Genomic DNA, 23,404 nt, shown 5'->3' with positions numbered 1-23,404 from the left:
CGACGTCCGCTCCGCCCGTCCCGACCCGCCCCGCAGCAGGAGGAACCCGTCTCATGGCCCAGCTCGAGGTCGACCTCGTCGACACCGACGGCACCATCTGGTCCGGTGAGGCGCGCCAGGTGAGCGCGCCCGCCTCCGACGGGGAGATCGGCATCCTGGTCGGGCACTCCCCGGTCCTCTCCGTGCTCCGGCACGGGGAGGTCCGGGTGCTCGAGGCCGGTGGCACCGTGCACCGGTGGACCGTCGAGGGCGGCTTCCTGTCCGTCGACGGCGACCAGGTCACGGTCGTGGTGGACTCCGCCGAGGCGGCGACCGCCGGCACGTCCGCGCACTGACGGGAGCGGCGGCGGCGATGAGCGGGCAGGTCGTGCTGATCGCGCTGCTGCTCGTCGTCGCCCTGCTCGTCGTCGCGGGCCTCGCGTTCTCCCGCTGGCACTCGCTCACCAGCCGGGTCGGCTCGTTCCGCTGCTCGCGGCGGGTCGGGGGCCGGTGGGTCCGCGGCATCGCGCACTACGGCGCCCGCCAGCTCTACTGGTGGCGGCTGCGCTCCCTCGCCCCGCGCCCGGAGCAGGTCTGGCCGCGCGGCCAGATCGCCGTGCTGGAGCGCCGGTCCGCCGTCGAGGGCGCGGCCCCCGGGGGCCCGCTGCTCGTCACCTGCCGGGTCGCCCCCGGTGAGGAGGTCGAGCTGCTCATGACCCCCGAGGCCTACGCCGGCCTCACCTCGTGGCTGGAAGCCGCGCCGCCCGTGGCGCGCACCGTCATCTGACCGTCCCGGAGGACCCCCGATGCGCCTGCTCGTCGCGCGCTGCTCCGCGCGGTACAGCGGCCGGCTGAACGCCCACCTGCCGCTCGCCACCCGCCTGGTCGTGGTGAAGGCGGACGGCTCGGTGCTGCTGCACTCCGACGGCGGCTCGTACAAGCCGCTGAACTGGATGAGCCCGCCCTGCACCCTCAAGACGCAGGACGCGACCGGCGAGGCCGTCGAGCGCGGCGTCGCCCAGGTGTGGACCGTCCAGCACACCAAGTCCGACGACCGCCTGGTCATCGAGGTGCACGAGGTCCTGCACGACTCCGCCCACGACCTCGGCGTCGACCCCGGGCTCGTCAAGGACGGCGTCGAGGCGCACCTCCAGGAGCTGATGGCCGCGCAGATCGAGGTGCTCGGCTCCGGCCACACGCTGGTCCGCCGCGAGTTCCCGACCGCGATCGGGCCTGTCGACATCCTCGCGAAGGACGCCGCCGGTGCGACGGTCGCGGTGGAGATCAAGCGCCGCGGGGACATCGACGGTGTCGAGCAGCTGACCCGCTACCTCGAGCTGCTCAACCGCGACCCGCTGCTGGCTCCCGTGCGCGGCGTGTTCGCCGCGCAGGAGATCAAGCCCCAGGCGCGCGTCCTCGCGACCGACCGGGGGATCGCCTGCCTCGTGCTCGACTACGACGCCATGCGCGGCGTCGACGACGTGGACTCGCGGCTGTTCTGACCCCCCCCCGGGGTGGATCCACCCCGCGCGGGTGGACGATTCCGGTGCGCCACGCCGTGCGTGTCGTGCCGGGTGGATCCACACCGGGCCCCGCAGCGCCACCTCTCCCTGCCAGAATGTCCGCGTGAGCTCACCTGCCGACCTGCCGCTGCCGCCCGTCGTCCTGCGCGGGGAGGTGGTGACCCCGACCGAGGTGCTGACCGACGGGGCCGTCGTCCTCGCCGAGGGCCGCATCGTGTGGGTGGGACCGGCGGCGCAGGTGCCGGCGCGCTGGGCCGACGAGGTGCCCGGCGACCCGACCCCGGGCACCACGCTGCTGCCGGGGCTGGTGGACCTGCACGACCACGGCGGCGGCGGGTCGAGCTTCCCCGACGCGACGACGCGCGAGGAGGCGCTGGTCGCCGCGACGGAGCACCTGCGGCACGGGACGACGAGCCTCGTCGCGTCGCTGGTCACGGCGCCGCGTGATGTGCTGCTGGCCCGCGCCGCGCTGCTGGCCGACCTGGTGGAGTCGGGCGACCTGGTGGGCATCCACGCGGAGGGGCCGTTCCTGTCCGCCGACCGGTGCGGCGCGCAGAACCCCGCCGACATGCTCGCCGGCGATCCGGCGCTGGTGGCCGACCTGGCCGCGGCGGCGCGTGGGCACCTGGTGACGATGACCGTCGCCCCGGAGGTGCCCGGGGTCGCCGACGGCGGCGACGGGCGCGACGACGCCCTGGCGGCGCTCGTCCGGTCGGGAGCCGTGCCGTCGGTCGGGCACACCGACGCCGCGGCGGAGCAGGTCGACGCGGCGGTGCAGCGCGCCCGGGCGCTCCTGGGTGGCGGCCGGCGCGCGGCGGCCGCCGGCGGGGGACCGGGGCGCGGCCGTTCCGCGCGCCCCACGGCGACGCACCTGTTCAACGGCATGCGCCCCCTGCACCACCGGGACCCGGGGCCGATCGCGGCGTGCCTAGCCGCTGCGGCACGCGGCGACCTCGTGGTCGAGCTGATCGCCGACGGCACGCACCTCGCCGACGGGACGGTGCGTGCGGTGTTCGACCTGGTCGGGCCCGGATCGATCGCCCTGATCACCGACGCGATGGCTGCGGCGGGCATGGCCGACGGGGACTACCGGCTCGGGCCGATGGCGGTCCGTGTGGGCGACGGCGTCGCCAGGATCGTCGAGCCGGACGGCACCGCGGGCGCGATCGCGGGCGGCACCGCGCACCTGCTCGACGTGGTGCGCACGGTCGTCGGCGCGGGGATCGGGCTGGTCGCCGCGGTGCGGGCGGCGGCGACGACGCCCGCGGAGGTGCTCGGTCGCCCGGACCTGGGCGCGCTGGCGGTCGGACGGCGCGCCGACGTCGTGGTGACCGACGGGGACCTGGGCTGCGTCGCGGTCTACCGCGCGGGACGGCTCGTCAGGGGCTGAGCCTCAGCAGAGCCCGGAGCGGCGGACGGCGCGTCGTCGGCGCACTCGTCGATCACCGCGGTCTCCATCCGCGCCTCGACGGCCAGGGCGTAGCGGCGCAGCGTCGACAGGGTCGGGTTCGCGTCGTAGCGCTCGAACGCGGCCACCGTCGGCTGGCTCACACCCATCCGCTCGGCGACCTCCGCCTGCGTCAGGCCGTGCGCAGCCCGCATCGCGACGAGGTCCCGCAGCAGGCGTGCGTGGCCGTCGACGAGTGCATCGGCGCGACGGTCGAGCGTGTCCAGGTCGGGAATCATAGATCGAAATCTATTCCCCGCGTCGGGGTCGAGGCAACCCCGACGAGCGACGCAGGCCCCAGAGCGACCCGACACCCGCGTGGTAGCGGTCGAGCGCGACCCTGATCTCCGCGTCCTGCCGGGCGCGGGCCGTCGCGTCGTCCTGTCCGTGCGGCTTCTCGTGCGCGTGCAGCCCGACTGCGCACACCGACAGCGCCAGGGGTTCCGCGTGCAGGAGGCGCGCGCCGGTCGTGGAGTGCCGGGAGCTCCCGTCCGGGGCGACCTCCGTGACCGGGATGTCGAGCCACCGGATTTCGAACAGGGCGTCTCCCTCGCCGATGGGCTTCACCTGGTCCACCGGTCGCAGCTCGCCCCGGGCCGCGGCCCGGAGCCGCCCGCGGATCTCGGCGAGCACCATGCGTTCCGCGAACGGGTTCCAACGCCGCCCCGGGCGTCCAAGGGCGCGGAACACCGCCGCGGTCGCCGCGGCGACGTGGTCCTCGGGCTCCACGCACGCGTGCCAGTAGAGGTCCACGGGCACGCCGAGGCTGCAGTTCGACGTCCGTCGGGTGGTCGGCACTCTTCGAACGTACGGTGCCGTGCGAGGGTGGTCCGCGCGGCCGCACCACCTACACGCGCGCGACGCTCCCGTGGTCGGTGTACGCGGGGGCGACGAGGCGGGTCTCGGCGAGGTCCTCGCCGGCGAGGCGGGCCATCACCATCTCGACGGCGATCCGGCCGATGCGCGCGCCGGGGACCTCGATGATCGAGACCGGCACGGGGAGTGCGGCCGCGAGGTCGGCCGGGCTGATCGCGACGATCGACAGGTCCTGCGGCACCCGGAGCCCGCGCTCGGCCGCGCGGGCCAGCAGCCCGCCGAGCGCGGCCTCGTTGTGCACGACCAGACCGGTGGTGCCGGGGTGGTCGGCGAGCACCCGGTCGAGGGCCTGGGCGCCGCCGGTGAACGTGGGCTCGGCGGGCACGACGGCGGCGGACACCCCGCTGGTCGCGGCCTGCTCCTGGACGCCGTGCCGCATCCGGACCGCGTAGTTCGCGCGGTGGTCGAGGCGGTCCTGCGAGGCGCCGACGAGCACCAGGTGCTCGTGCCCGTGGGCAGCGAGCTCCCGGACGGCGAGCCGGCCGGCGCCGGCGAAGTCGAGGTCGACGCAGCTGAGGCCGGTGGTGTCGTCGGGGACACCGATGAGGATGCTGGGCAGCGCGAGCGCGCGCAGGGCGGGCAGCCGGGCGTCGTCCGCCTCGATGTCCATGACGATCAGCGCGTCCGCGGTGGAGCTCGCGGCGACCCGGGTCATGCCGGCGGGGTCGTCCTGGGTGAGGACGAGGACGTCGTGGTCGTGCTCGCGGGCGGTGGTCACCACGCCGGCGACGAACTGCATGATGATCTGCACGTTGATCCCCGGCCGGAACGGGACCATCAGGGCGATCACGTTGCTCCGGCTGGACGCGAGCGCGCGGGCGCCGGCGTGCGGCCGGTACCCGAGGTCGGCGATCGCCCGCTGCACCCGCTCGCGGGTGGGGGCGGAGATGGTGCGCTTGCCGCTCAGCACGTAGCTGACGGTCGACACCGAGACGCCCGCCGCGCGGGCCACGTCGCCGATCGTCGCCATCGGCCCAGGGTAGTGGGGCGATCGCCCTGGTGGGTGCAGGTCCGCGGTCCGGGTCGACGTGCGCGCGCCGGGCCCCCGCGGCGGCGGTGCGCATGCTCCAGCAGGCACGCGATAGTGTGCAAGCGCTTCGACAGTGAGTGTGCAGGCCACGCCGCATTCCGGGGTGTGCGATGCACGAGCTGGCGTCGCGATCGGGATCAAGCGGGACATCCGACCCCTCCAGGCGGTCGAATCGCTTCGACCAGTGTCGTGATCGTTTCGATACCTGCGGCCCTGGACAGCACCCCGCGACCCGGTCTAGGTTGGCGGCGCGCGAAGCGCTTCGACACCTCATCGCGGAGGGTCGGGAAGCCGTCGAGGAGGAGGGCACGTGGTGGTGACCATGCAGGACGTCGCACGTCGTGCCGGCGTCGCGCTCTCCACGGTGTCGGCCACCCTCACCACCTCCCGCCCGGTGTCGGCCGCGACCCGCGCCCGCGTCGAGGCCGCGATGGTCGAGCTCGGCTACCGCCGCAACGCCCTCGCCCGCGGCCTGGCGACCCGGCGCAGCCACGTGCTCGCGCTGACCCACCCGGTCGGTCCCGCGGGCCTCAGCCGCACGTCGGCCGAGTTCCTGCTGAGCGCGGCCGCCGTCGCCCAGGAGCGCGGCTACCAGCTGGTGCTGTGGCCGTTCGCCGCGGACGACGCCGACGGCGTCCTCGAGGTCGCCCGCCAGGGACTCGCGGACGGCGTGCTCGTGATGGAGGTGCACCGCGACGACGTGCGGGTGCGCCGGCTGCGTGAGGCGGGCGTGCCGGTCGCGCTGATCGGCCGCACCGACGCGCCCGACGACGCGGCGCTGCCGAGCGTGGACGTGGACTTCGACGCGACGCTCGTCGAGGCGGTCGAGCACCTGGTCGCGCTCGGCCACCACCGGATCGCGTTCGTCAACCACGCGCAGCACCGCCTCGCCGACGGCCACGGCCCGACCGTGCGCGCCGCCGCCGCGTTCGAGCGGACGGCCGCCCTGCACGACCTGGTGTCCACGCAGGTGTTCGCCGACGAGTCGGTGGCCGGCGGCCGGACGGCCACGGCGCGGCTGCTCGACGGCCCCGGCCCGGCGCCCACCGCCGTGGTGACCATGAACGAGGACGCGACCTTCGGCGTCGTCGCCGAGCTCGCCGCCCGGCGGGTCGACGTGCCCGGCGCGGTGTCGGTGCTCGCCGTCGTGTCGTCGCCCGCCGTGACCGGCCAGACCGTGCCGCCCCTGACCACACTGCACGCCCCCGGCGCGCGGCTCGGCCGGGCGGGCGTGGACGCGCTGCTCGCCCTGATCGAGACCGGCAGCGCACCGCTGCCCGCGCTCGAGCGGTGCCGGTTCGTCGACTGCGGCAGCACCGCGGCGCCCCCCGTCGGCACCGGCCGGCACCCCCAGACCCCCTAGCGGGACCCACGGGGCGGCGCGCACCGGCGCACCGCCCACCGGACAGCACAGCAGGAACTCGACGAGGAGGACGTGTGATGGCAGTTCAGCGGAAGCGGAAGGTGGCTGCGGCCGGAGCGTTCGTGCTCGCCGGCGTGCTCGCCCTGACGGCGTGCGGCGGCGACAGCGGCGGCGGTGGCGGGGACGGCGGCGACGCCGACACCCTGACCATCTGGCACTACGAGAACGACGACTCGGCGATGGGCCAGGCCTGGGCGCGCGCCGTCGAGATCTTCGAGGAGGAGAACCCGGACGTCGACGTCGTCGTCGAGAACCAGACCTTCGAGCAGATCCAGAAGAACGCCAAGATCTTCCTCACCGGCGACGACGTCCCGGACGTCATGGAGTACAACAAGGGCAACGCCACCGCCGGCCAGCTCGCGTCGCAGGGCCTCATCACCCCGCTGACCGACGAGGCCGAGTCCCGCGGCTGGACCGACACCCTCCCGGCGTCGATCCAGACCACCGCGATGTACGACGAGCAGGGCCTGATGGGCTCCGGCGACTGGTACGGGGTGCCGAACTACGGCGAGTTCGTCGGCGTCTACTACAACCAGGACATGCTCGACGTGCAGGGCCTGACCCAGCCGACGACGTTCGACGAGTTCGAGGCCGCTCTCGCCACGTTCAAGGCCGCGGGCATCACGCCGCTGGCCGAGGCCGGCGCCGAGTACCCGATGGGCCAGCTCTGGTACGAGCTCGTGCTGCACTACGCGGACCGCGACCTGGTCGACGCGTACCAGCTGTTCACCGAGGACGTCGACTTCCAGGACGAGGCGTTCACCCAGGCCACCGAGAAGCTCGACGAGTGGATCAAGGCCGGCTACGTGGCCTCCGACTCCGCGGCGCTGACCGCCGAGGACATGGGCGTCTCCTTCATCAACGGCACCTACCCGATCATGGTCTCCGGCTCCTGGTGGTTCGGCCGCCTGACCGAGGAGATCCCGTTCACGTGGAGCCAGGCGCTGTTCCCGGAGAACACGATGCACCCGGGCTCGTCCGGCAACCTGTGGGTCGTCCCGGAGAACGCCACCGCCAAGGACCTCGCCTACGAGTTCATCGACATCACGCTGCGCCCCGAGGTGCAGGAGATCCTCGGCCAGGCCGGTGGCCTGCCCGTCGCGGGTGACTCGTCCGCCATCACGGACGAGAAGACCAAGGAGATGACCGAGAACTTCGAGTCGATCCTCGCCGAGGACGGTCTGGCGTACTACCCCGACTGGCCGGTGCCGGGCTTCTACGACGTGATCGTCAGCGAGCTCCAGTCGCTGATCAACCAGTCGAAGACCCCGTCCGAGGTGCTCGACGGCCTGTCCTCCGCGTACGAGGACGGCAAGACGGACCTGCTCGAGGGCTGACCGCCCGACGGGCCCGGCCGGCGACCGCACGCCGCCGGCCGGGCCCGGACACCCGCACCGCACCTCGAGGAGCCGTATGACCACCGTCGACCGCGCCGCGCCGCCCACCCGGCGTCGCAGCCGTCGCTCGCGCGACTGGGTCGGGTACCTGCCCTACCTGCTGCCCGGGCTGATCGCCTTCGCCGTCGTCATCCTGATCCCGTTCGGGATGAACATCTGGTACAGCCTGCACAAGTGGAAGGGCGGCAACGCGCCGCTGCGCTGGTACGGGCTGGGCAACTACACCGACCTGCTCGCCGACGAGCAGTTCTGGACGTCGTTCCGGAACTCGATCGCGATGATCCTGGCGATGGTGGTGGTGCCGACCCTGGTCGGCCTGCTGCTCGCGACCACGCTGTTCGACGTGCTCGGCAAGCGGTTCGGGCCGCGCGTGGCCTCGGTGCTGCGCGCCACCTACTACCTGCCGCAGATCCTGCCGGTCGCCGTCGCCGGCGTGCTGTGGAACTGGATCCTCAACTCCCAGACCGGCGCCGTGAACGTGGTGCTGCGGGAGATCGGGGTCGCCAACCCGCCGAACTGGCTCGGCTCGACGGACACCGCGCTGCCCACGGTGATGCTGGTGCTGATCTGGATCCAGATCGGCTACCCCGTCGTGATCTTCATGTCCGCGCTCCAGCGGGTGGACCCCGAGCTGTACGAGGCCGCCGAGCTGGACGGCGCGGGCTGGTGGCACCGGTTCCGCGCGATCACGATCCCGCAGATCAAGCCGGAGACCTTCGTCATCACCCTGACCTGCACCGTCGCCGCGCTGAAGGTGTTCGGCCCGATCTACGTGCTGACCCGCGGCGGCCCCGAGTCCTCGACGCTGGTGCCGAGCTACTACTCGTACCTGAACTTCTTCGACAAGTCGAAGGTCGGCTACGGCGCTGCCATCGCGAACGTCCTGACGGTCCTGATCATCCTCATCGCCGTCGTCATCATGGTGCTGCAGGCCCGCAGCGCCCGCCGTGAGGAGGAGGGTCGCTGATGGCCACCCCGATCGAGACGCTGCCGGCGTCCAGCACCGTCGGGGCGGGCGTCCCGCCCCGCACCCCGCGCCGCCCCCGCCGCCCGCGCACCGCCGCCGTCGACGCCCGGCACCGCCGCGGCGCCGCCCGCTGGTTCGTGCTCGCCGGCGCGGTGCTGGTGGCCGTCGTCATGATGGTGCCGTTCGTCATCATGGTGCTGAACGCGTTCAAGGCACCCGCGGACTACTCGCAGAACGGCCCGCTGTCGTTCCCGGTGGAGTTCTACACCGACGGGCTGCGCACGTTCTGGGACCGCGTGAACTTCCCGGAGAAGCTGGTCAACTCCATCTGGATCTCCGGCGCCGTGGCCGTCTTCGGCGTGACGCTGTCGCTGTTCAGCGCGTACGCGCTGGGCGTCGGCAAGGTCAAGGGCCGGATGTCGATCGTCACGCTGTTCCTGCTCGCGAACATGCTGCCGCAGGAGGTGCTGGTCTACCCGCTGTTCCAGATGGCGCAGCAGGTCGGCCTCTCGAACAACCAGTGGTCGGTCATCATCATCTTCACCGTCATCCAGGCGGCGTTCGGCACCTACCTGCTGTCGTCGGTGCTCGGGACGTTCCCGAAGGCCCTGCTCGAGGCCGCGTCGCTGGACGGCGCCGGCCGGTGGCGGACCCTGTGGGGCGTCGTGTTCCCGGTGGTCCGGCCGACCCTGTCGGTCCTGGTGATCTTCTTCTTCATCTGGACCTGGAACGAGTTCTTCATCCCGCTGGTCATGCTCACGACCAACGCCACCCAGACGATCCCCGTCGCCCTCGCGTCGTTGCAGGGCGACCGGATGATGGACGCCCCGACCACCAACGCGGGCGCGCTCGTCTCGATGATCCCGGCGATCGTCTTCTTCCTCATCTTCCAGCGCACGCTGACCCGCGGCATCACCGCGGGTGCGGTCAAGTAGGAGCCCCACCCATGAAGTTCACCGACGGCTACTGGCAGAACCTCCCCGGCGTCACCGTCCTGCGCCCGCGCGCGGTCGACGAGGTGGTGCTCGGCGAGCGGTCGCTGACCGCGTACGCGGGCACCGGCCGCCTCGAGACCCGGGGCGACACCCTCAACCACCCGCTCATCACGATCACGCTGGACTCGCCGGCCGAGGGCGTGCTCGGGGTCACCGTGGAGCACCACCAGGGCGCGGCGCCCGCCGGCCCCGCGTTCGAGCTGCACGACACCCGCCCGGACGTGACCGTGGCCGGTCCGACCGCGGGCGACGGCCGCGCGTCGCTCACCACCGGCAACCTCACCGCCCGCGTCGCGACGTCGGGGGAGTGGGCGCTGGAGATCGAGGTCGACGGCCGCGTCGTCACCGGGTCCTCGGCGCGCGGAGTCGGCGTGGTCACCGACGCGCAGGGCCGGCCGTTCGTCCGCGAGCAGCTCGCGCTGGGCGTCGCCGACCACGTCTACGGGCTCGGCGAGCGGTTCACCGCGTTCGTCAAGAACGGGCAGACCGTCGACGTCTGGAACGCCGACGGCGGCACCTCGTCCGAGCAGGCGTACAAGAACGTGCCGTTCTACCTGACCGACGCGGGCTACGGCGTGCTGGTCGACCACCCCGGCCACGTGTCGTTCGAGGTCGGGTCCGAGGTCGTGTCGCGGACCCAGTTCAGCGTCCCCGGCGAGCGGCTGCGGTACTACGTCGTCGCCGGCCCGACGCCGAAGGACGTGCTGCGGCGCTACACCGCGCTGACCGGCCGCCCCGCGAGGGTGCCGGACTGGTCGTACGGCCTGTGGCTGTCCACGTCGTTCACCACCTCGTACGACGAGGAGACGGTGATGTCGTTCATCGACGGCATGGCCGAGCGCGGGCTCCCGCTGTCGGTGTTCCACTTCGACTGCTTCTGGATGCGCCAGTTCCACTGGTGCGACTTCGTGTGGGACCCGGCGACGTTCCCGGACCCCGAGGGCCTGCTGAAGCGGCTGCACGATCGGGACCTGCAGGTGTGCGTGTGGATCAACCCGTACATCGCGCAGCGCTCGCACCTGTTCGAGGAGGGTCGCGCGCTCGGCTACCTGGTGCAGCGCGCCGACGGCTCGGTGTGGCAGTGGGACCTGTGGCAGTCCGGGATGGCGCTGGTCGACTTCACCAACCCCGACGCGACCGCCTGGTACCAGGGCAAGCTGCGCGCGCTGCTCGACATGGGCGTCGACGCCTTCAAGACCGACTTCGGCGAGCGGATCCCGACCGACGTCGTCTGGCACGACGGCTCCGACCCCGAGCGGATGCACAACTACTACACGCAGCTCTACAACAAGGCCGTCTTCGAGCTGCTCGAGGACGTCAAGGGCGAGGGCGAGGCCGTGCTGTTCGCCCGGTCCGCGACCGCGGGCGGCCAGCAGTTCCCGGTGCACTGGGGCGGTGACTGCGAGTCGACGTTCGTCTCGATGGCGGAGTCGCTGCGTGGCGGCCTGTCGCTCGCGTCGTCCGGGTTCGGCTACTGGTCGCACGACATCGGCGGGTTCGAGGGCACGCCCGACGCCGCCGTGTTCAAGCGCTGGCTGGCGTTCGGCCTGCTGTCGTCGCACTCGCGCCTGCACGGGTCCAGCTCGTACCGGGTGCCGTGGGCGTTCGACGACGAGTCGGTCGAGGTGACGCGGCAGTTCACCGAGCTCAAGCTGTCGCTGATGCCGTACCTGTCGGCGGTCGGCCGGGAGGCGCACACCGACGGCCTGCCGGTGATGCGGCCGATGGTCGTCGAGTTCCCCGACGAGCCCGGTGCGGCGTCGGTGGACACCCAGTACATGCTGGGCGAGTCGCTGCTGGTCGCGCCGGTGTTCACCGCCGACGGAGACGTCGACGTCTACGTGCCCGAGGGCGAGTGGACGTCGCTGCTCGACGGCTCGACGGTGTCCGGACCGCGGTGGCACCGGCAGCGGCACGGGTTCGCCTCGCTGCCGCTGCTCGTGCGGCCCGGCACCGTGCTCCCCGTCGGAGCACGCACGGACCGCCCGGACTACGACCACGCCGAGGGCGTCACCCTGCGGCTGTTCGGCCTGGCCGACGGCCACGACTCGACGACCACGGTCGCGCGTCCGGACGGCGAGGCCGCGTTCCGGGTGACCCGCTCCGGCGGGACCGTGCGGGTCGCGGTGACCGGTGCCGTGCCGTCGGCGTGGTCCGCCGCCCACGGGCTCGGCTCGCCGGTCGCGGCCGAGGGCGACACGCTGGAGCTGCCCGCCGTGTGAGCGTCGCGCTCCCGCTCCGCCCGCCGCCCGCGCGGCAGGGGGAGCGGGAGCGCTTCCACGGTCCTGTATCGTATCGATTCGACACCGCCGTCAGACCGACCCGAGCACCCCGAGGAACCCTGATGACCACCTCTCGTCCCTCCGGACGCCAGTTCCCCGCCGACTTCCTCTGGGGGTCGGCCACCGCGTCGTACCAGATCGAGGGCGCGGCCACCGAGGGCGGCCGCGGGCCGTCCATCTGGGACACGTTCTCCGCGAAGCCCGGCGCCGTCCTCAACGGCGACACCGGCGCCGTCGCCGCCGACCACTACCACCGCGTCCCCGAGGACGTCGCCCTGATGCAGAGCCTCGGCCTGCAGGCCTACCGGCTGTCGATCGCCTGGCCGCGCGTCCAGCCGACCGGCTCGGGGGAGTGGAACGCCGAGGGCATCGCGTTCTACGCCGACCTCGTCGACCGCCTCACCGCCGCCGGCATCAAGCCCGTCGTCACGCTCTACCACTGGGACCTCCCGCAGCCGCTCGAGGACGCCGGCGGCTGGGCGAACCGCGACACCGCCTACCGGTTCGCCGACTACGCCCGCAAGCTCGCCGAGGAGCTCGGCGACAAGGTCACCGTGTGGACCACCCTCAACGAGCCGTGGTGCTCCGCGTACCTGGGCTACGCGTCCGGCGTGCACGCGCCCGGCCGCACCGAGCCCGCCGCGTCGCTCGCCGCCGTGCACCACCTCAACCTCGCGCACGGCCTCGCCGCCCGCGCGATCCGCGAGGTGCTCGGCGACGCCGCGCAGATCTCGATCACCCTCAACCTGCACGTGACCCGCGCCGCGTCCGACGCCCCGCAGGACGTCGCCGCCAAGCGCCAGGTCGACGTCGTCGCCAACGAGGTGTTCCTGCAGCCGCTGCTCGAGGGCCGCTACCCCGCCGAGGTCGCAGCTCAGACCGCCGCCGTCTCCGACTGGTCGTTCGTCCAGGACGGCGACCTCGAGCTGATCCGGGTCCCCATCGACCTGCTCGGTGTGAACTACTACTCCACCGGCCGGGTGCAGCGCCTGCAGGGCGAACCCGTCGTCGGGGACGGCAGCCCCGGCGTCGACGGCCACAAGTCGTCCGAGGTCAGCCCCTGGGTCGGCTGCGACGACGTCGAGTGGCTGCCCCAGCCCGGCCCGCACACCGCGATGGGCTGGAACATCGAGCCCGCCGGACTCACCGAGCTGCTGGTCGAGCTGCACGAGCGCTACCCGACGCTGCCGCTCGCCGTCACCGAGAACGGCGCCGCGTTCGACGACGAGGTGTCCGCCGACGGCCGCGTGCACGACGTGCCGCGCGTCGAGTACCTGCACGACCACATCGACGCCGTGGGCGCCGCGATGGACGCCGGCGCCGACGTGCGCGGGTACTTCGTCTGGTCGCTGATGGACAACTTCGAGTGGGCCTACGGCTACGACCGCCGGTTCGGCGTCGTCCGCGTCGACTACGACACCCTGGAGCGCACGCCGAAGGACTCGGCGCTCTGGTACCGGGAGCTCATCGCCACCCGCACCATCGCGCCCGCGGAGTCGGCGGCCACGCTGTCCTGACTCCCCGTCACCGCCGGAGGGCGGCCGCCGCACGCCGGTGGCCGCCCTCCGGCGCGTCCCGGACCTGCCGCACCCGCGCGGGCGGGGGAGAATCGGGACGTGCCGTCCTCCCGCCGCTCTAGCAAGCGCCCGTACGCCGCGGGGCACGTGCCCCTCGACGCCGAGCGGGTCCGCGGCGGCCGGACCTCCGAGGAGGGCCCCGACGGCAGCTGGACCGTGCAGCGCGTCGGCGGCTCGGAGCGCACCTACCGATGCCCGGGCTGCGACCAGGAGATCCTGCCCGGCACGCCCCACGTCGTCGCCTGGGCCGCCGACGGGCTGTTCGGCCCCGACGCCGCCCTCGCCGACCGACGGCACTGGCACAGCGTGTGCTGGACCGCCCGGCTGCGGCGGGGCCCGACCCGGCGCTGACCTCCCGCGGGGCCGGGTCCGGGACTACCCTCGACGGCGATGACCACCGACGCCGCGCCGACCTCGGCCACCCCGATCCGCTCCCTCACCGTCCTGCCCGCGCACCGCGAGGACGTCGAGCTGCACACCGCCGACGGCCTGACGCTCGTGGGCGAGCTCGCGCTCCCGGTGCACCCGGACGGCACGCCGAGGACGCCCGCGGCGACGCTGGTCACCCTGCACCCGCTGCCCACGCACGGCGGCTACATGGACTCGCACGTGCTGCGCAAGGCCGCGTGGCGGCTCCCCGCCCTGGCCGACATCGCGGTGCTCCGGTTCAACACCCGGGGCACCAGCAGCCCGCGCGGCACCAGCGAGGGCGCGTTCGACGAGGGGCGCTCCGAGAAGCTCGACGTGCACGCCGCGATCGAGCTCGCCGAGTTCCGCGACCTGCCGCACCCGTGGCTCGTCGGCTGGTCGTTCGGCACCGAGCTCGCGCTGATGCACGGCCTGGACCCGGTCGTCGAGGGCGCCGTCCTGCTGTCCCCGCCGCTGCACCGTGCCACCGACGCGGACCTCGACGCGTGGGACGCCGACGGCAAGCCGCTGGTCGTCCTCGTCCCGGAGCACGACGACTACCTGCGCCCCGACGCCGCCCGGGAGCGGTTCGCGCGCGTCCACCAGGCCGAGGTCATCGGCGTCGACGGCGCCAAGCACCTGTGGGTCGGCGAGCCGTACGTCCGGCGGGTGCTCGACGAGATCGTCCGGCACGTCCGGCCCGACGTCGCGACGCCGCTGCCGACCACCTGGGACGGGCCCAGCGAGCAGGCCGACGCGCCCGCCGTGCCGCAGTCGGTCGAGGACACCGGGTTCGCCGGCTCGGAGCAGGAGGACGCATGACGCACACCCCGACGGCCACCGCCGTCCTGCACGAGCTGCGCCCCGGCACCGGCACGCCGCTGGTGCTGCTGCACGCGTTCCCGCTCGACGCCCGGATGTGGGCGGACGTCGCGGCGCTGCTGCCCGGCGACGAGCCCGTCCTCGCCGTGGACCTGCCCGGGCTCGGCGCCGCGGCCGCGCACCCGCTGCCGGAGCCGTCGCTCGAGGCGGCCGCCGACGCCGTCGCCGACGCCCTGACCCGGGCCGGGCACCGGCGCGCGGTCGTCGCCGGGCTGTCGATGGGCGGCTACGTCGCCCTCGCGCTCGCCGAGCGGCACCCCGACCTGGTGGTCGGCCTCGGGCTGCTCGACACCAAGGCCGTGGCCGACGCCGACGAGGCGCGGGCCAACCGGCTGCGCGTCGCCGACACCGTGGAGGCCGCGGGCACCGTCGACGCCGTGCTGCCGATGGCCGCGGACCTGCTCGGGGCGGCAGCCCGCACCCGCGTCGGCGTCGTCGCCCGCGTCGAGGGCTGGATCGCCGCGCAGCCGCCCGCCGGGGTCGCGTGGTCGCAGCGGGCGATGGCGGCCCGGCCGGACCGGCTCGCGGTGCTCGAGGCGTTCCGCGGCCGGCCCGCGCTGGTGCTCGTGGGGGAGGAGGACCGCCCGACGCCGGTGGCCGAAGCCCGCCGCACCGCCGACGCGCTCGGCGTCGAACCGGTGGTCGTCCCCGGGGCCGGGCACCTCACGGCCGTCGAGGACCCGGCCGCGGTCGCCGAGGCGCTGGGCGTGCTGGTCGCGCAGGCCTGACCGGCGGCGTCGGCCCGCGCTGGACCGGCGGTGTCAGCCCGCGGCGGGCGCGTCGCCGAGCGCCCGCGCCAGTGCGACGGGGAGGTCGAGCGACTCGCCGTCCTTGCCGCCCGCCCCGATCACGAGCGGCGGGTCCTGCGGCTCCGGACGCACGCCGCGCAGCCGGCCGGCGAGCGACGGCGGCACCGTCAGCACGTAGAAGCCGCCGTCGGTGCCGACCGCCACGGTGCGGTCCCGGCGCAGGTACCAGCCGGTCAGCGGCGTGCGGTACCGACCGCGCCCGCCGTAGCCCTGCGCGTGCAGCGGCTCGGGCGCGACCCCCCGCGCCCCGGCGTCCGCGACGAACCGCGCGATCAGCTCGCGGGCCCGTGCGGACTCCGCCTGCCGCCGGGCGCGCAGCGCCGCCTCGTGCGCGTCGGCCGCCTCGCGGCGCCGGGAGCGCCAGTCGCCCGCCGGGTCCGTGGGCGCAGCGGCCGGGTCCGAGGGCGCGGCGTCGTCCGCCGCGCCCACGGACTCGTGGTCCGTCACTTGTCGGCCGACGCCGCGGCCACCTCGTCGGCGGGCGCGTCACCCTCGCCGGCGTCGCCCTGACCGCTCGCGGCCGGGGCCGTCGGGGTCTGGCCGACGGCACCGGCGCGCTGCTGGGCGGCCGGGGTGCCGCGCTCGGGCGTCGGGGCGGGCGACGTGGCGCCGTCGCCCGCGTCGGCCGAGGGCGCGGCGTCGGCTGTCGGCTCGGCGCCCTTCGGCTCGACGGCCTTCGGCTCCGCGGCCTTCGGCTCGGCCGCGCCCGCCGGCTCCGGGGCGGCCGGCTGGGCCACCGCGGGCGTCGCGGCGGACACCGGCGCGGGCCGGCCCTTGCCGCCCTTCGCCGGCCGAGCGGCCGGCCGGGCCGCCTGCTTCTCGAACTGCGCCTGCGCCGCGTCCGCCCGCTCCAGCGTCTGCTTGTTCGGGACCGGGTCGTGGCCCAGGAGGTTGCGGAGCTCGTCCAGGTACGAGGTGATCGACTCGCGCTGCCGGTTCAGGTCCTCGACCTGGCGCGTGGCGGTCGTGCGCTCCCGCTCGGACTCGGCCATCGCCTCCGAGAGCGTCTTCTCGGCGTGCTCGCGGGCCTCGGCCACCACGCGGTCGGCGTTCTGCCGGGCGTTCGACAGCAGCGACTTGCTCTGCTCCTGGGAGTCGACGCGGATCTTCTCCGCCTGCTCCAGCGCCTTCGCGACCCGCTGCTCCGCGTCCGCGGCGTGCGCCTCGGCGTCCTGGACCAGCTTCTCGGTCTCGGCGCGGGCCGTCGCGTACCGCTCGGCGTCGGCGCGCTCGGCGGCCTCCCGCTGCGCGGCGATCGCGAGCTCCGCGTCCGCCAGCTGCTGGCGCGCCTGCGCCACCAGTGCGTCGGCCTCCGTGCGGGCCCGGGCCCGCAGGTCGTCTGCGGTCCGCGACGCGTCGGTCACCTGCCGCTCGACGTCCAGGCGGGTCGCCTCGCGCAGCTCGGCCACCTCGCGGTCCGTGCGCTCGCGCAGCTCGGTCGTCTCCCGCTCCGTCGTGGAGCGCAGCTCGGTCGTCTCGCGCTCGGCGAGGGCCCGCAGCGTCGTGGTCTCGTGCCGGGCACGGTCGCGCAGCTCGGCGGACTCGCGCTCGGCGCCGGCGCGCAGCTCGGACGCGTACTGCTCGGCCTCGGCCCGCAGGGCGGTCAGCGCCTGCTCGGCCTCCTGCCGCGCGGCGGCGACCTCGTCGGCCACCGCGGCCCGCAGCTCGCCGGTCTCGCGGTCGGCGGTCGCGCGGACGAAGCCGGAGTACTGCTCGGCCTCCGTCCGCAGTGCGGTCGTCTCCGCGGCGACCCGCTGCTGGAGCTCGGCCGCGGCGCGCTCGGCGGCGGACCGCACGCCGTCCGCGTACGCCTGGGCGTCCGCCCGCAGCGTGGTGACCTCGTCGCCCACCGCCTGCCGCGCCTCGGCGATCTCGGTCGCGGCCAGCGAGCGCTGCAACGCCGCCCAGCGCTCGGCCTCGGTGCGCAGCTCGGCGAGCTCCGCCGTCACGCGCTGCCGCAGCGCCGTGGTGTCGGCGTCCGCCTGCTGGCGCAGGTCCTGGTCGTAGCGCTCGGCGTCCGCCCGCATCGCGGTCGTCTCGGCCTCGGTCGAGGACCGCAGCGCGGCGGCGGCCTGCTCGGTGCTGATCCGCAGCTCGGTGGTCTCGCGCTCGACCGTCGCGCGCAGGGTGCCGAGCTCGCGCTCCAGGCCCGAGCGGCGCTCGCTCTCCTCGGTCGCGATGGCGGTCTGGATGCGGGCGGCCTCGCGCTCCGCGGAGCCGACCAGCTCCTCGGCGCGGCGCTGCGCGCCGGTGAGGGCGCTCTCCGCCTCGGCGTGCGCGGTCGTGCGCTCCTCCGTCGCCTCGCGCTTCGCGGTCGCCAGCATCTCCGCGACCTCGTTCTCGGCCCGTGCGCGCAGCTGGCCCGCGGCGAGCCGCGCCCGCGCCAGCGCGTCCGACGCCTGCGCGTTGGCCTGCTGCACCACGTCCGACGACTGCTCCTCCGCGGACCGCATCAGCATCTCGATGCGCGAACCCAGCCCCGAGTACGTCGGACGCTCGGCCTCGCGCAGCTGCCGGTGCGCCTCCGACAGCTCGCCGGAGATCTGCAGCACGCGCTCGTCGAGCGAGGCGACCTGACCACGGGCATCCTGGAGCGCGCGGTCGAGCTCGTCCATGCGGGCGTCGACCGGCGCGCGGTCGTAGCCACGGAAGTTGACCACCGGGAAGGTCGAACGGTCTTCTGCCACGAAGTTCCTCCTGCGGGCGCGCGAGCGCTTGTGAGGACGGCCTCCGGGCGGGAGGCTCAGGGCGTCGGTCGGCCCGCGTCCGCCGTCCAGGGTATCGGGACGAACCCGGCACGGGACACCGTCCTGCGCGAGGTCGTCCGGGGGCGTCGGGACCGGCCCGGTGCCGGGTGTGCCAGGCACCTCGCCTATCCTGGGCCGTCACGTTCGAGAGGAATCCGTGTGCTCCAGCGACTGATCGCCGCCCTGCTCGGGCTGCTCGGCGTCGCCTCGGTGGGACTCGGCGTCGCGTCGGCCACCGCCTGGCGCGCCGACGACCCCCTGATCGCCACCGCCGCGCCCGGGGGCGACGTCCGCACCCTGGTGACCGACCCCGGGGTGCTCGAGCTCGCCGGGGACCCGGTCACCGTCACCGTCCGCGCCGAGGGCTCGCCCGTCGTGCTCGCGATCGGACGGGACACCGACGTGACCGGCTGGGTCGGCTCCGACCCGTACACCCGTGTCACCGGGCTGTCCGACTGGCACACGCTGGCGACGACCGCGGGGGAGCCCGCGACCGACGCACCGTCCACCGACCCCAGCGCCGACGCCGCCGCCGCGACCCCGGTGCCGGAGCCCAGCGCCTCGGCGCCGGCCGCCGACGGGTCCGCGGCGACGGCCGCCGACCCGACCGGCTCGGACATGTGGGTCGTCGAGACGTCCGGCGACGGCTCGGCGTCGCTCGAGTGGCCCGCGCAGGACGGCCGCTGGTCGCTGATCGCGGTCAGCCTCGGCGACACCGCCCCGACGCTCGACCTCTCCTGGCCCCAGACCGTCACCACGCCCTGGCTCTGGCCGGGCGTGGCACTCGGCGTCCTCCTGCTCGCGGTCGCGGCGATCCTCCTGGTGCGTATCGTGCGGCACCGCCACGACGGCGACGAGGCCGAGTGGCACTCCGTCGCCACCGGGACCTTCGCGACCGTCACCGCGCCGCCGGGGAGCCTGGCCGCGGCCGCACGTCCCGGGGCGCCCGGCACCGCGGACGGCGGCCACGCCGCGACGGCCCCGTCGAGCACCGGCGCTGCGGGTGGGGAGGGCGCGGGTACGGGCGCGTCGGGTGCGGTGCCGCTGGGCACCGTGACGCCGACCACCGGCCCGCTCACCCGGCGTCAGATCCGCGAGGCCGAGGCCGCGGCGGCCGCGCAGCGCAAGGGCCGTCGGCCCGGCACCGGCGCGATCCCGGTGGTGACCGGTGCGACCCCGGTCCTCACCGGTGCGACGCCGGTGGTGACCGGTGCGACGCCGGTGCCCGGTCCCACGCCGGTGCCTGGTTCGACGCCGACGCCCGACGGCGGCTCCGCCGAGCGCCCGCCCGCCGCCCCGCGCGAGGGTGGTCCCGGCCCGACCACGTCGGCGGCCGACCGCCCCACCGGCGTCGTGCCGGCGGTCGCCCCCGTCGCCGCTCCCGGTGCGCCGTCGCCGACGGACCAGCCCGTGCCGGCCGACGAGACCCCGGACGCCGGACGGCGCCGGGGACTCGGTGCCCGGATGCCGTGGAGCCGCACCCCCCGGTCGGCCACGCGCGGACCGGACCAGCCCGGCACCCCCGACGAGCCCCCCGCCCGGACGGCTCCGGCCACCGGCACGGCGTCGGCAGCAGGGGCGTGGGCCCCCGCACCCGGTGCGGCACCCGCGACGTCGCCGGGGTCCTGGCGCCCCACCCCCCAGCCGGACCAGTCCGCGCCCGGGGGCGCCGCCCCCGCCCGCCCCGGCGGTCGACCCGCCCCCTCGGCGGCACCCTCGGCGGCACCGGGAGCCACGGCCGCCGCGTCGGCCCCGGGCGGACCGGGAGCCGCCGGCGACGAGGAGGCCTCGCGCGCCCAGCGCGCCGACGCCTGGCGTCGCATGTGGGGCTTCCCGGCGGACGGAGAGCCGCAGGCCGAGGACGCGAGCACGCAGCAGGGGACGGAGGAGGACCGGTGACCGCACGCATCCACGGGGGTCGCACCCCTCGTCGCCGCACCGCCGGTGCCACCGTCGCGCTCGTCGCGCTGCTCGGGCTCGCCGCCTGCGCGAACCCCGTGCCGGAGCCCGTCCCCGACGCGGCCCCGGCGGTCCCCCCGCCGGTCATGGACGTCGCCCGGTCGACCCGGGTGCTCGACCAGGTCGGTGCGGTGCTGGCCGAGCGCGACGCCGCACTGGACCCGGCCGGGCTCGAGGCGCGCCTGAGCGGCCCGGCCCTGGCGATCCGGAGCGCCGAGTACGTGCGCGCCGTCGCCACCAACGGCGAGCGTCCCCCGGTGACGCTGCCCATGACGGCGCAGACGACGATCGTCCCCGACACGGACACGTGGCCGCGCACCCAGATGGTCGTGACCGAGCAGCCCGCCGACCTCCAGGCCCCGCTGCTGCTCGTGCTGCAGCAGGACGGACCGCGCGAGCCCTACCGGCTGTGGAGCTGGGCGCGGCTGGGCCCGTCGGTCCAGATGCCGGCGACGGCGGACCCCTCGGTCGGCAGCGAGCCCGTCGCCGCGGACGACGACACGCTCCTGCTGACTCCGGCAGAGGCGCTCGGGCAGTACGCCGACGTCCTGACGAACGGCGACGCCTCGGCCGCCGCCGCCACGTTCCCGCCGGACTTCTTCCGCACCGCGCTCGGCGAGGCCCGGAACCAGACGGCGGCGAGTCTCCAGGCGGTCGCGACGGTCGCCGAGACGGTCGCCCCGGTCGAGGGGGCGGTGACCGCGCTGCGCACGGCGGACGGGGGAGCGATCGTGGTGGGCCAGCTGAACACCGTCACGACCGTGACCCTCAGCCAGGGCAGCATCACCCTGAACGACCCGTTCGACGCCGCGCTCGCCGGTAAGGGGAGCGTCACCAGCAACCTGGTGCGCACCTGGACCGACGTCGTGGCGCTGTACGTCCCGCCGGCGGGCGCCGCGACGCAGGTGCAGGTCCTGGCCGCGGAGCACGCCCGCACCGCGGTGTCCGGCGAGTGACCACGACAGTCCACGCGAGATCAGGAGCGACACGAGCATGAGCCAGAACCCGGGACCGCAGCCGCGCCTCGACGCGCGCGGCGCGGTGGACCTCTCCGCGCTCGGCCGTCCGGCCACCCCGCCGCCCGGGACCCCGGGCGGGCTGCCGACGCCGGGCCCATACGTGGTGGACGTCGACACCGAGGGCTTCGCCGCGATGGTCCAGTCCTCGACCGAGCACCCGGTCGTCGTCCTGCTGTGGGCCTCGTGGAGCGAGACGAGCATCAACCTCGCCCGTGACCTCGGGACTCTCGCGGACGAGTACGCCGGGCGCCTGCTGCTCGCGCGAATCGACTCGGAGGCCAACCCGCAGATCGCGCAGGCGTTCCAGTCGCAGTCCGTCCCCGCGGTGCTGGCGGTGCTCGCCGGTCAGCCGCTGCCCCTGTTCCAGGGTGCGCCGCAGCTGGACCAGGTCCGCGGCGTGCTCGACCAGGTGCTGGAGGCAGCGGCCGCGAACGGGGTGACCGGCACGGTCGCCCCGCGGGACGTCGCGCCCGAGGCGGTGGCCGAGCCGGAGGAGCCGCCCCTGCCCCCGCTGCACCAGGCGGCGTACGACGCGATCGAGGCCGACGACCTCCCGGCTGCGGCCGCCGCCTACGAGCAGGCCCTGCGGGAGAACCCCCGCGACGACATGGCCCGGGCCGGTCTCGCCCAGGTGGGTCTGCTCACCCGGACGCGCGATGCCGACCTGGCCCAGGTGCGCAAGGCGGCAGCCGACGCGCCGCACGACGTCGACGCCCAGCTGGCCGTCGCGGACGTGGACGTCCTGGGCGGTCAGGTCGAGGACGCGTTCGCCCGGCTCGTCGACACGGTGCGCGTGACCGCCGGCCCCGAGCGGGAGCGGGTGCGGGTGCGGCTCGTGGAGCTGTTCGAGGTCGTCGGCAACGACGACCCGCGCGTCGCCGCCGCTCGTCGCGCGCTCGCCAGCGCGCTGTACTGACCGCACCCCCGGTCGCTGACCGCACCTCCCGTCGGGGTGGCTCCGGACTCCGGAGCCACCCCGATCCGCGTGAACACGCGGGTGACCGCGATCACGTCCTGCGAAGTTGACGCTCCGGTCCGGCCTGCGTAATGTTCTACGACGTCGCCCGGCAGGGAGGAACGGACACCGGAGAGCATCCGGTGGCTGGTCCCGCGGACGACAAGCCCCTCAGCTCGACCGGTACGGGTACTTCGGTTCCCGAATCTCGTCGCGCCGAGGATCGATCTGCCTGGTCAGATGGTCCGCACGGACTTGACGGGCCGGAGCGGGTCGGATAAGTTTGAACGGTTGCCTCCGGTCAGGAGCCCGCAAGGGTGAGTGAGGGATGCGCGTCTGTTCTTTGAGAACTCAACAGTGTGCCTAGTAGTTGATGCCAAGATGGTTCATCGGCTCGGGTGGTCGCCTCGTTCGGGGTGGTTGCGTGAGATCGGTGAGTCTTGGTTGACGTGGGATCGGCCCTGCTCCGTCTGGGTCGGACCACAAAGCCAAATTTAACTGATGCCTTGCTCGCCAGCGAGTGGGGTGTCGTTCGTGTGTCGGTGGACTGCTGCTTTCGGGTGGTGGTTGCCATGTAGACATCTACGGAGAGTTTGATTCTGGCTCAGGACGAACGCTGGCGGCGTGCTTAACACATGCAAGTCGAACGGTGAAGCCCAGCTTGCTGGGTGGATCAGTGGCGAACGGGTGAGTAACACGTGAGTAACCTGCCCCTGACTCTGGGATAAGCCTTGGAAACGAGGTCTAATACCGGATACGAGACGCTCGGGCATCCGAAGTGTCTGGAAAGATTTATCGGTCAGGGATGGACTCGCGGCCTATCAGCTTGTTGGTGGGGTAGTGGCCCACCAAGGCGACGACGGGTAGCCGGCCTGAGAGGGCGACCGGCCACACTGGGACTGAGACACGGCCCAGACTCCTACGGGAGGCAGCAGTGGGGAATATTGCACAATGGGCGCAAGCCTGATGCAGCGACGCCGCGTGAGGGATGAAGGCCTTCGGGTTGTAAACCTCTTTCAGCAGGGAAGAAGCGCAAGTGACGGTACCTGCAGAAGAAGCGCCGGCTAACTACGTGCCAGCAGCCGCGGTAATACGTAGGGCGCAAGCGTTGTCCGGAATTATTGGGCGT

Annotated in this window: 21 protein-coding genes and 1 rRNA gene; 17 read left to right on the top strand and 5 right to left on the bottom strand. The window is 74.4% G+C overall.

Features of this window, described 5'->3' with window-relative positions:
• Nucleotides 1-53: 53 nt before the first annotated feature.
• From ACFVXN_RS09010 to ACFVXN_RS08995, 4 genes are all read left to right on the top strand, one after another.
• Nucleotides 54-335, top strand: a complete 282-nt coding sequence (locus ACFVXN_RS09010) for a F0F1 ATP synthase subunit epsilon (protein WP_389230607.1) — start codon at nt 54-56, stop codon at nt 333-335.
• 17 nt (nt 336-352) lie between these two features.
• Nucleotides 353-766: a DUF2550 family protein gene (locus ACFVXN_RS09005; protein WP_389230604.1), complete on the top strand. Its 414-nt coding sequence runs from the start codon at nt 353-355 to the stop codon at nt 764-766.
• 19 nt (nt 767-785) lie between these two features.
• A complete protein-coding gene (gene nucS, locus ACFVXN_RS09000; protein ID WP_389230601.1) occupies nt 786-1,481 on the top strand; it encodes an endonuclease NucS in 696 nt (231 codons plus the stop codon).
• A 124-nt stretch (nt 1,482-1,605) separates the two neighbouring features.
• Nucleotides 1,606-2,892 carry an N-acetylglucosamine-6-phosphate deacetylase gene (locus tag ACFVXN_RS08995; protein WP_389230598.1) on the top strand — a complete coding sequence of 429 codons (1,287 nt, stop codon included), beginning with the start codon at nt 1,606-1,608 and terminating at the stop codon, nt 2,890-2,892.
• Here ACFVXN_RS08995 and ACFVXN_RS08990 read toward each other — a convergent pair.
• The 3 genes from ACFVXN_RS08990 to ACFVXN_RS08980 are packed head-to-tail and all read right to left on the bottom strand — an operon-like array spanning nt 2,862 to nt 4,795.
• Nucleotides 2,862-3,188 (bottom strand): helix-turn-helix domain-containing protein, encoded by a 327-nt coding sequence (locus tag ACFVXN_RS08990; protein ID WP_389230595.1) that lies wholly within the window; start codon nt 3,186-3,188, stop codon nt 2,862-2,864. The two genes, ACFVXN_RS08995 and ACFVXN_RS08990, sit on opposite strands and share 31 nt — an antisense overlap.
• 10 nt (nt 3,189-3,198) lie before the next feature.
• Nucleotides 3,199-3,747 carry a hypothetical protein gene (locus tag ACFVXN_RS08985; RefSeq protein ID WP_389230592.1) on the bottom strand — a complete coding sequence of 183 codons (549 nt, stop codon included), beginning with the start codon at nt 3,745-3,747 and terminating at the stop codon, nt 3,199-3,201.
• A gap of 49 nt (nt 3,748-3,796) precedes the next feature.
• Nucleotides 3,797-4,795 (bottom strand): LacI family DNA-binding transcriptional regulator, encoded by a 999-nt coding sequence (locus tag ACFVXN_RS08980; protein WP_389230589.1) that lies wholly within the window; start codon nt 4,793-4,795, stop codon nt 3,797-3,799.
• Between the two features lie 370 nt (nt 4,796-5,165).
• Between ACFVXN_RS08980 and ACFVXN_RS08975 the strand changes: the two genes are divergently transcribed.
• The 9 genes from ACFVXN_RS08975 to ACFVXN_RS08935 all read left to right on the top strand — a co-directional run bounded on the left by ACFVXN_RS08975 (nt 5,166) and on the right by ACFVXN_RS08935 (nt 15,514).
• Nucleotides 5,166-6,218: a LacI family DNA-binding transcriptional regulator gene (locus ACFVXN_RS08975; RefSeq protein WP_389230586.1), complete on the top strand. Its 1,053-nt coding sequence runs from the start codon at nt 5,166-5,168 to the stop codon at nt 6,216-6,218.
• A gap of 77 nt (nt 6,219-6,295) precedes the next feature.
• Entirely contained in the window at nt 6,296-7,615 is a 1,320-nt protein-coding gene (locus ACFVXN_RS08970; RefSeq protein ID WP_389230583.1) for an ABC transporter substrate-binding protein, read from the top strand.
• Between the two features lie 76 nt (nt 7,616-7,691).
• Nucleotides 7,692-8,642: a carbohydrate ABC transporter permease gene (locus ACFVXN_RS08965; RefSeq protein WP_389230580.1), complete on the top strand. Its 951-nt coding sequence runs from the start codon at nt 7,692-7,694 to the stop codon at nt 8,640-8,642.
• On the top strand, nt 8,642-9,577 hold the full coding sequence (locus tag ACFVXN_RS08960; RefSeq protein ID WP_389230577.1) for a carbohydrate ABC transporter permease: 936 nt from the start codon (nt 8,642-8,644) through the stop codon (nt 9,575-9,577). Before ACFVXN_RS08965 ends, ACFVXN_RS08960 begins: the two co-directional genes overlap by 1 nt.
• 11 nt (nt 9,578-9,588) lie before the next feature.
• The gene (gene yicI, locus ACFVXN_RS08955) at nt 9,589-11,859 is read left to right on the top strand and encodes an alpha-xylosidase (protein ID WP_389230574.1); all 2,271 of its coding nucleotides are present in this window, start codon (nt 9,589-9,591) and stop codon (nt 11,857-11,859) included.
• Nucleotides 11,860-11,981: 122 nt separating this feature from the next.
• Nucleotides 11,982-13,436: a glycoside hydrolase family 1 protein gene (locus ACFVXN_RS08950; RefSeq protein WP_389230571.1), complete on the top strand. Its 1,455-nt coding sequence runs from the start codon at nt 11,982-11,984 to the stop codon at nt 13,434-13,436.
• Between the two features lie 99 nt (nt 13,437-13,535).
• A complete protein-coding gene (locus tag ACFVXN_RS08945) occupies nt 13,536-13,847 on the top strand; it encodes a hypothetical protein (RefSeq protein ID WP_389230569.1) in 312 nt (103 codons plus the stop codon).
• Nucleotides 13,848-13,886: 39 nt separating this feature from the next.
• Nucleotides 13,887-14,726 carry an alpha/beta hydrolase gene (locus ACFVXN_RS08940; protein ID WP_389230566.1) on the top strand — a complete coding sequence of 280 codons (840 nt, stop codon included), beginning with the start codon at nt 13,887-13,889 and terminating at the stop codon, nt 14,724-14,726.
• The gene (locus ACFVXN_RS08935; protein ID WP_389230563.1) at nt 14,723-15,514 is read left to right on the top strand and encodes an alpha/beta fold hydrolase; all 792 of its coding nucleotides are present in this window, start codon (nt 14,723-14,725) and stop codon (nt 15,512-15,514) included. Before ACFVXN_RS08940 ends, ACFVXN_RS08935 begins: the two co-directional genes overlap by 4 nt.
• Nucleotides 15,515-15,547: 33 nt before the next feature.
• Here the strand turns inward: ACFVXN_RS08935 and ACFVXN_RS08930 are convergent, their stop codons facing one another.
• Both ACFVXN_RS08930 and ACFVXN_RS08925 read right to left on the bottom strand, forming a co-directional pair.
• Nucleotides 15,548-16,042 (bottom strand): hypothetical protein, encoded by a 495-nt coding sequence (locus tag ACFVXN_RS08930; protein ID WP_389230560.1) that lies wholly within the window; start codon nt 16,040-16,042, stop codon nt 15,548-15,550.
• Nucleotides 16,039-18,282, bottom strand: a complete 2,244-nt coding sequence (locus ACFVXN_RS08925; RefSeq protein WP_389230557.1) for a hypothetical protein — start codon at nt 18,280-18,282, stop codon at nt 16,039-16,041. Before ACFVXN_RS08925 ends, ACFVXN_RS08930 begins: the two co-directional genes overlap by 4 nt.
• A gap of 219 nt (nt 18,283-18,501) precedes the next feature.
• Between ACFVXN_RS08925 and ACFVXN_RS08920 the strand changes: the two genes are divergently transcribed.
• The 4 genes from ACFVXN_RS08920 to ACFVXN_RS08905 all read left to right on the top strand — a co-directional run.
• Nucleotides 18,502-20,241 carry a hypothetical protein gene (locus ACFVXN_RS08920; protein WP_389230555.1) on the top strand — a complete coding sequence of 580 codons (1,740 nt, stop codon included), beginning with the start codon at nt 18,502-18,504 and terminating at the stop codon, nt 20,239-20,241.
• Complete coding sequence (locus ACFVXN_RS08915) at nt 20,238-21,257, top strand: hypothetical protein (protein ID WP_389230552.1); 1,020 nt, start codon at nt 20,238-20,240, stop codon at nt 21,255-21,257. The genes ACFVXN_RS08920 and ACFVXN_RS08915 overlap by 4 nt, the downstream gene beginning before the upstream one ends.
• A gap of 37 nt (nt 21,258-21,294) precedes the next feature.
• Nucleotides 21,295-22,236, top strand: a complete 942-nt coding sequence (locus ACFVXN_RS08910) for a co-chaperone YbbN (protein WP_389230549.1) — start codon at nt 21,295-21,297, stop codon at nt 22,234-22,236.
• Nucleotides 22,237-22,856: 620 nt separating this feature from the next.
• A 16S ribosomal RNA gene (locus ACFVXN_RS08905) occupies nt 22,857-23,404 on the top strand; the annotation flags it as partial.

This window comes from Cellulomonas sp. NPDC058312, from assembly GCF_042880135.1.
Lineage (GTDB): Bacteria > Actinomycetota > Actinomycetes > Actinomycetales > Cellulomonadaceae > Cellulomonas.
This window is presented reverse-complemented; position numbering and strand designations above follow the sequence as displayed.

What these genes read in the sequence shown, in the direction of transcription:
- ACFVXN_RS08990 (WP_389230595.1), bottom strand. Translation starts at nt 3,188, where the DNA reads ATGATTCCCGACCTGGACACGCTCGACCGTCGCGCCGATGCACTCGTC.
- ACFVXN_RS08910 (WP_389230549.1), top strand. Translation starts at nt 21,295, where the DNA reads ATGAGCCAGAACCCGGGACCGCAGCCGCGCCTCGACGCGCGCGGCGCG.
- ACFVXN_RS09005 (WP_389230604.1), top strand. Translation starts at nt 353, where the DNA reads ATGAGCGGGCAGGTCGTGCTGATCGCGCTGCTGCTCGTCGTCGCCCTG.
- ACFVXN_RS08965 (WP_389230580.1), top strand. Translation starts at nt 7,692, where the DNA reads ATGACCACCGTCGACCGCGCCGCGCCGCCCACCCGGCGTCGCAGCCGT.
- ACFVXN_RS08980 (WP_389230589.1), bottom strand. Translation starts at nt 4,795, where the DNA reads ATGGCGACGATCGGCGACGTGGCCCGCGCGGCGGGCGTCTCGGTGTCG.
- ACFVXN_RS08970 (WP_389230583.1), top strand. Translation starts at nt 6,296, where the DNA reads ATGGCAGTTCAGCGGAAGCGGAAGGTGGCTGCGGCCGGAGCGTTCGTG.
- ACFVXN_RS08935 (WP_389230563.1), top strand. Translation starts at nt 14,723, where the DNA reads ATGACGCACACCCCGACGGCCACCGCCGTCCTGCACGAGCTGCGCCCC.
- ACFVXN_RS08950 (WP_389230571.1), top strand. Translation starts at nt 11,982, where the DNA reads ATGACCACCTCTCGTCCCTCCGGACGCCAGTTCCCCGCCGACTTCCTC.
- ACFVXN_RS08960 (WP_389230577.1), top strand. Translation starts at nt 8,642, where the DNA reads ATGGCCACCCCGATCGAGACGCTGCCGGCGTCCAGCACCGTCGGGGCG.
- ACFVXN_RS09010 (WP_389230607.1), top strand. Translation starts at nt 54, where the DNA reads ATGGCCCAGCTCGAGGTCGACCTCGTCGACACCGACGGCACCATCTGG.
- nucS (WP_389230601.1), top strand. Translation starts at nt 786, where the DNA reads ATGCGCCTGCTCGTCGCGCGCTGCTCCGCGCGGTACAGCGGCCGGCTG.
- yicI (WP_389230574.1), top strand. Translation starts at nt 9,589, where the DNA reads ATGAAGTTCACCGACGGCTACTGGCAGAACCTCCCCGGCGTCACCGTC.
- ACFVXN_RS08940 (WP_389230566.1), top strand. Translation starts at nt 13,887, where the DNA reads ATGACCACCGACGCCGCGCCGACCTCGGCCACCCCGATCCGCTCCCTC.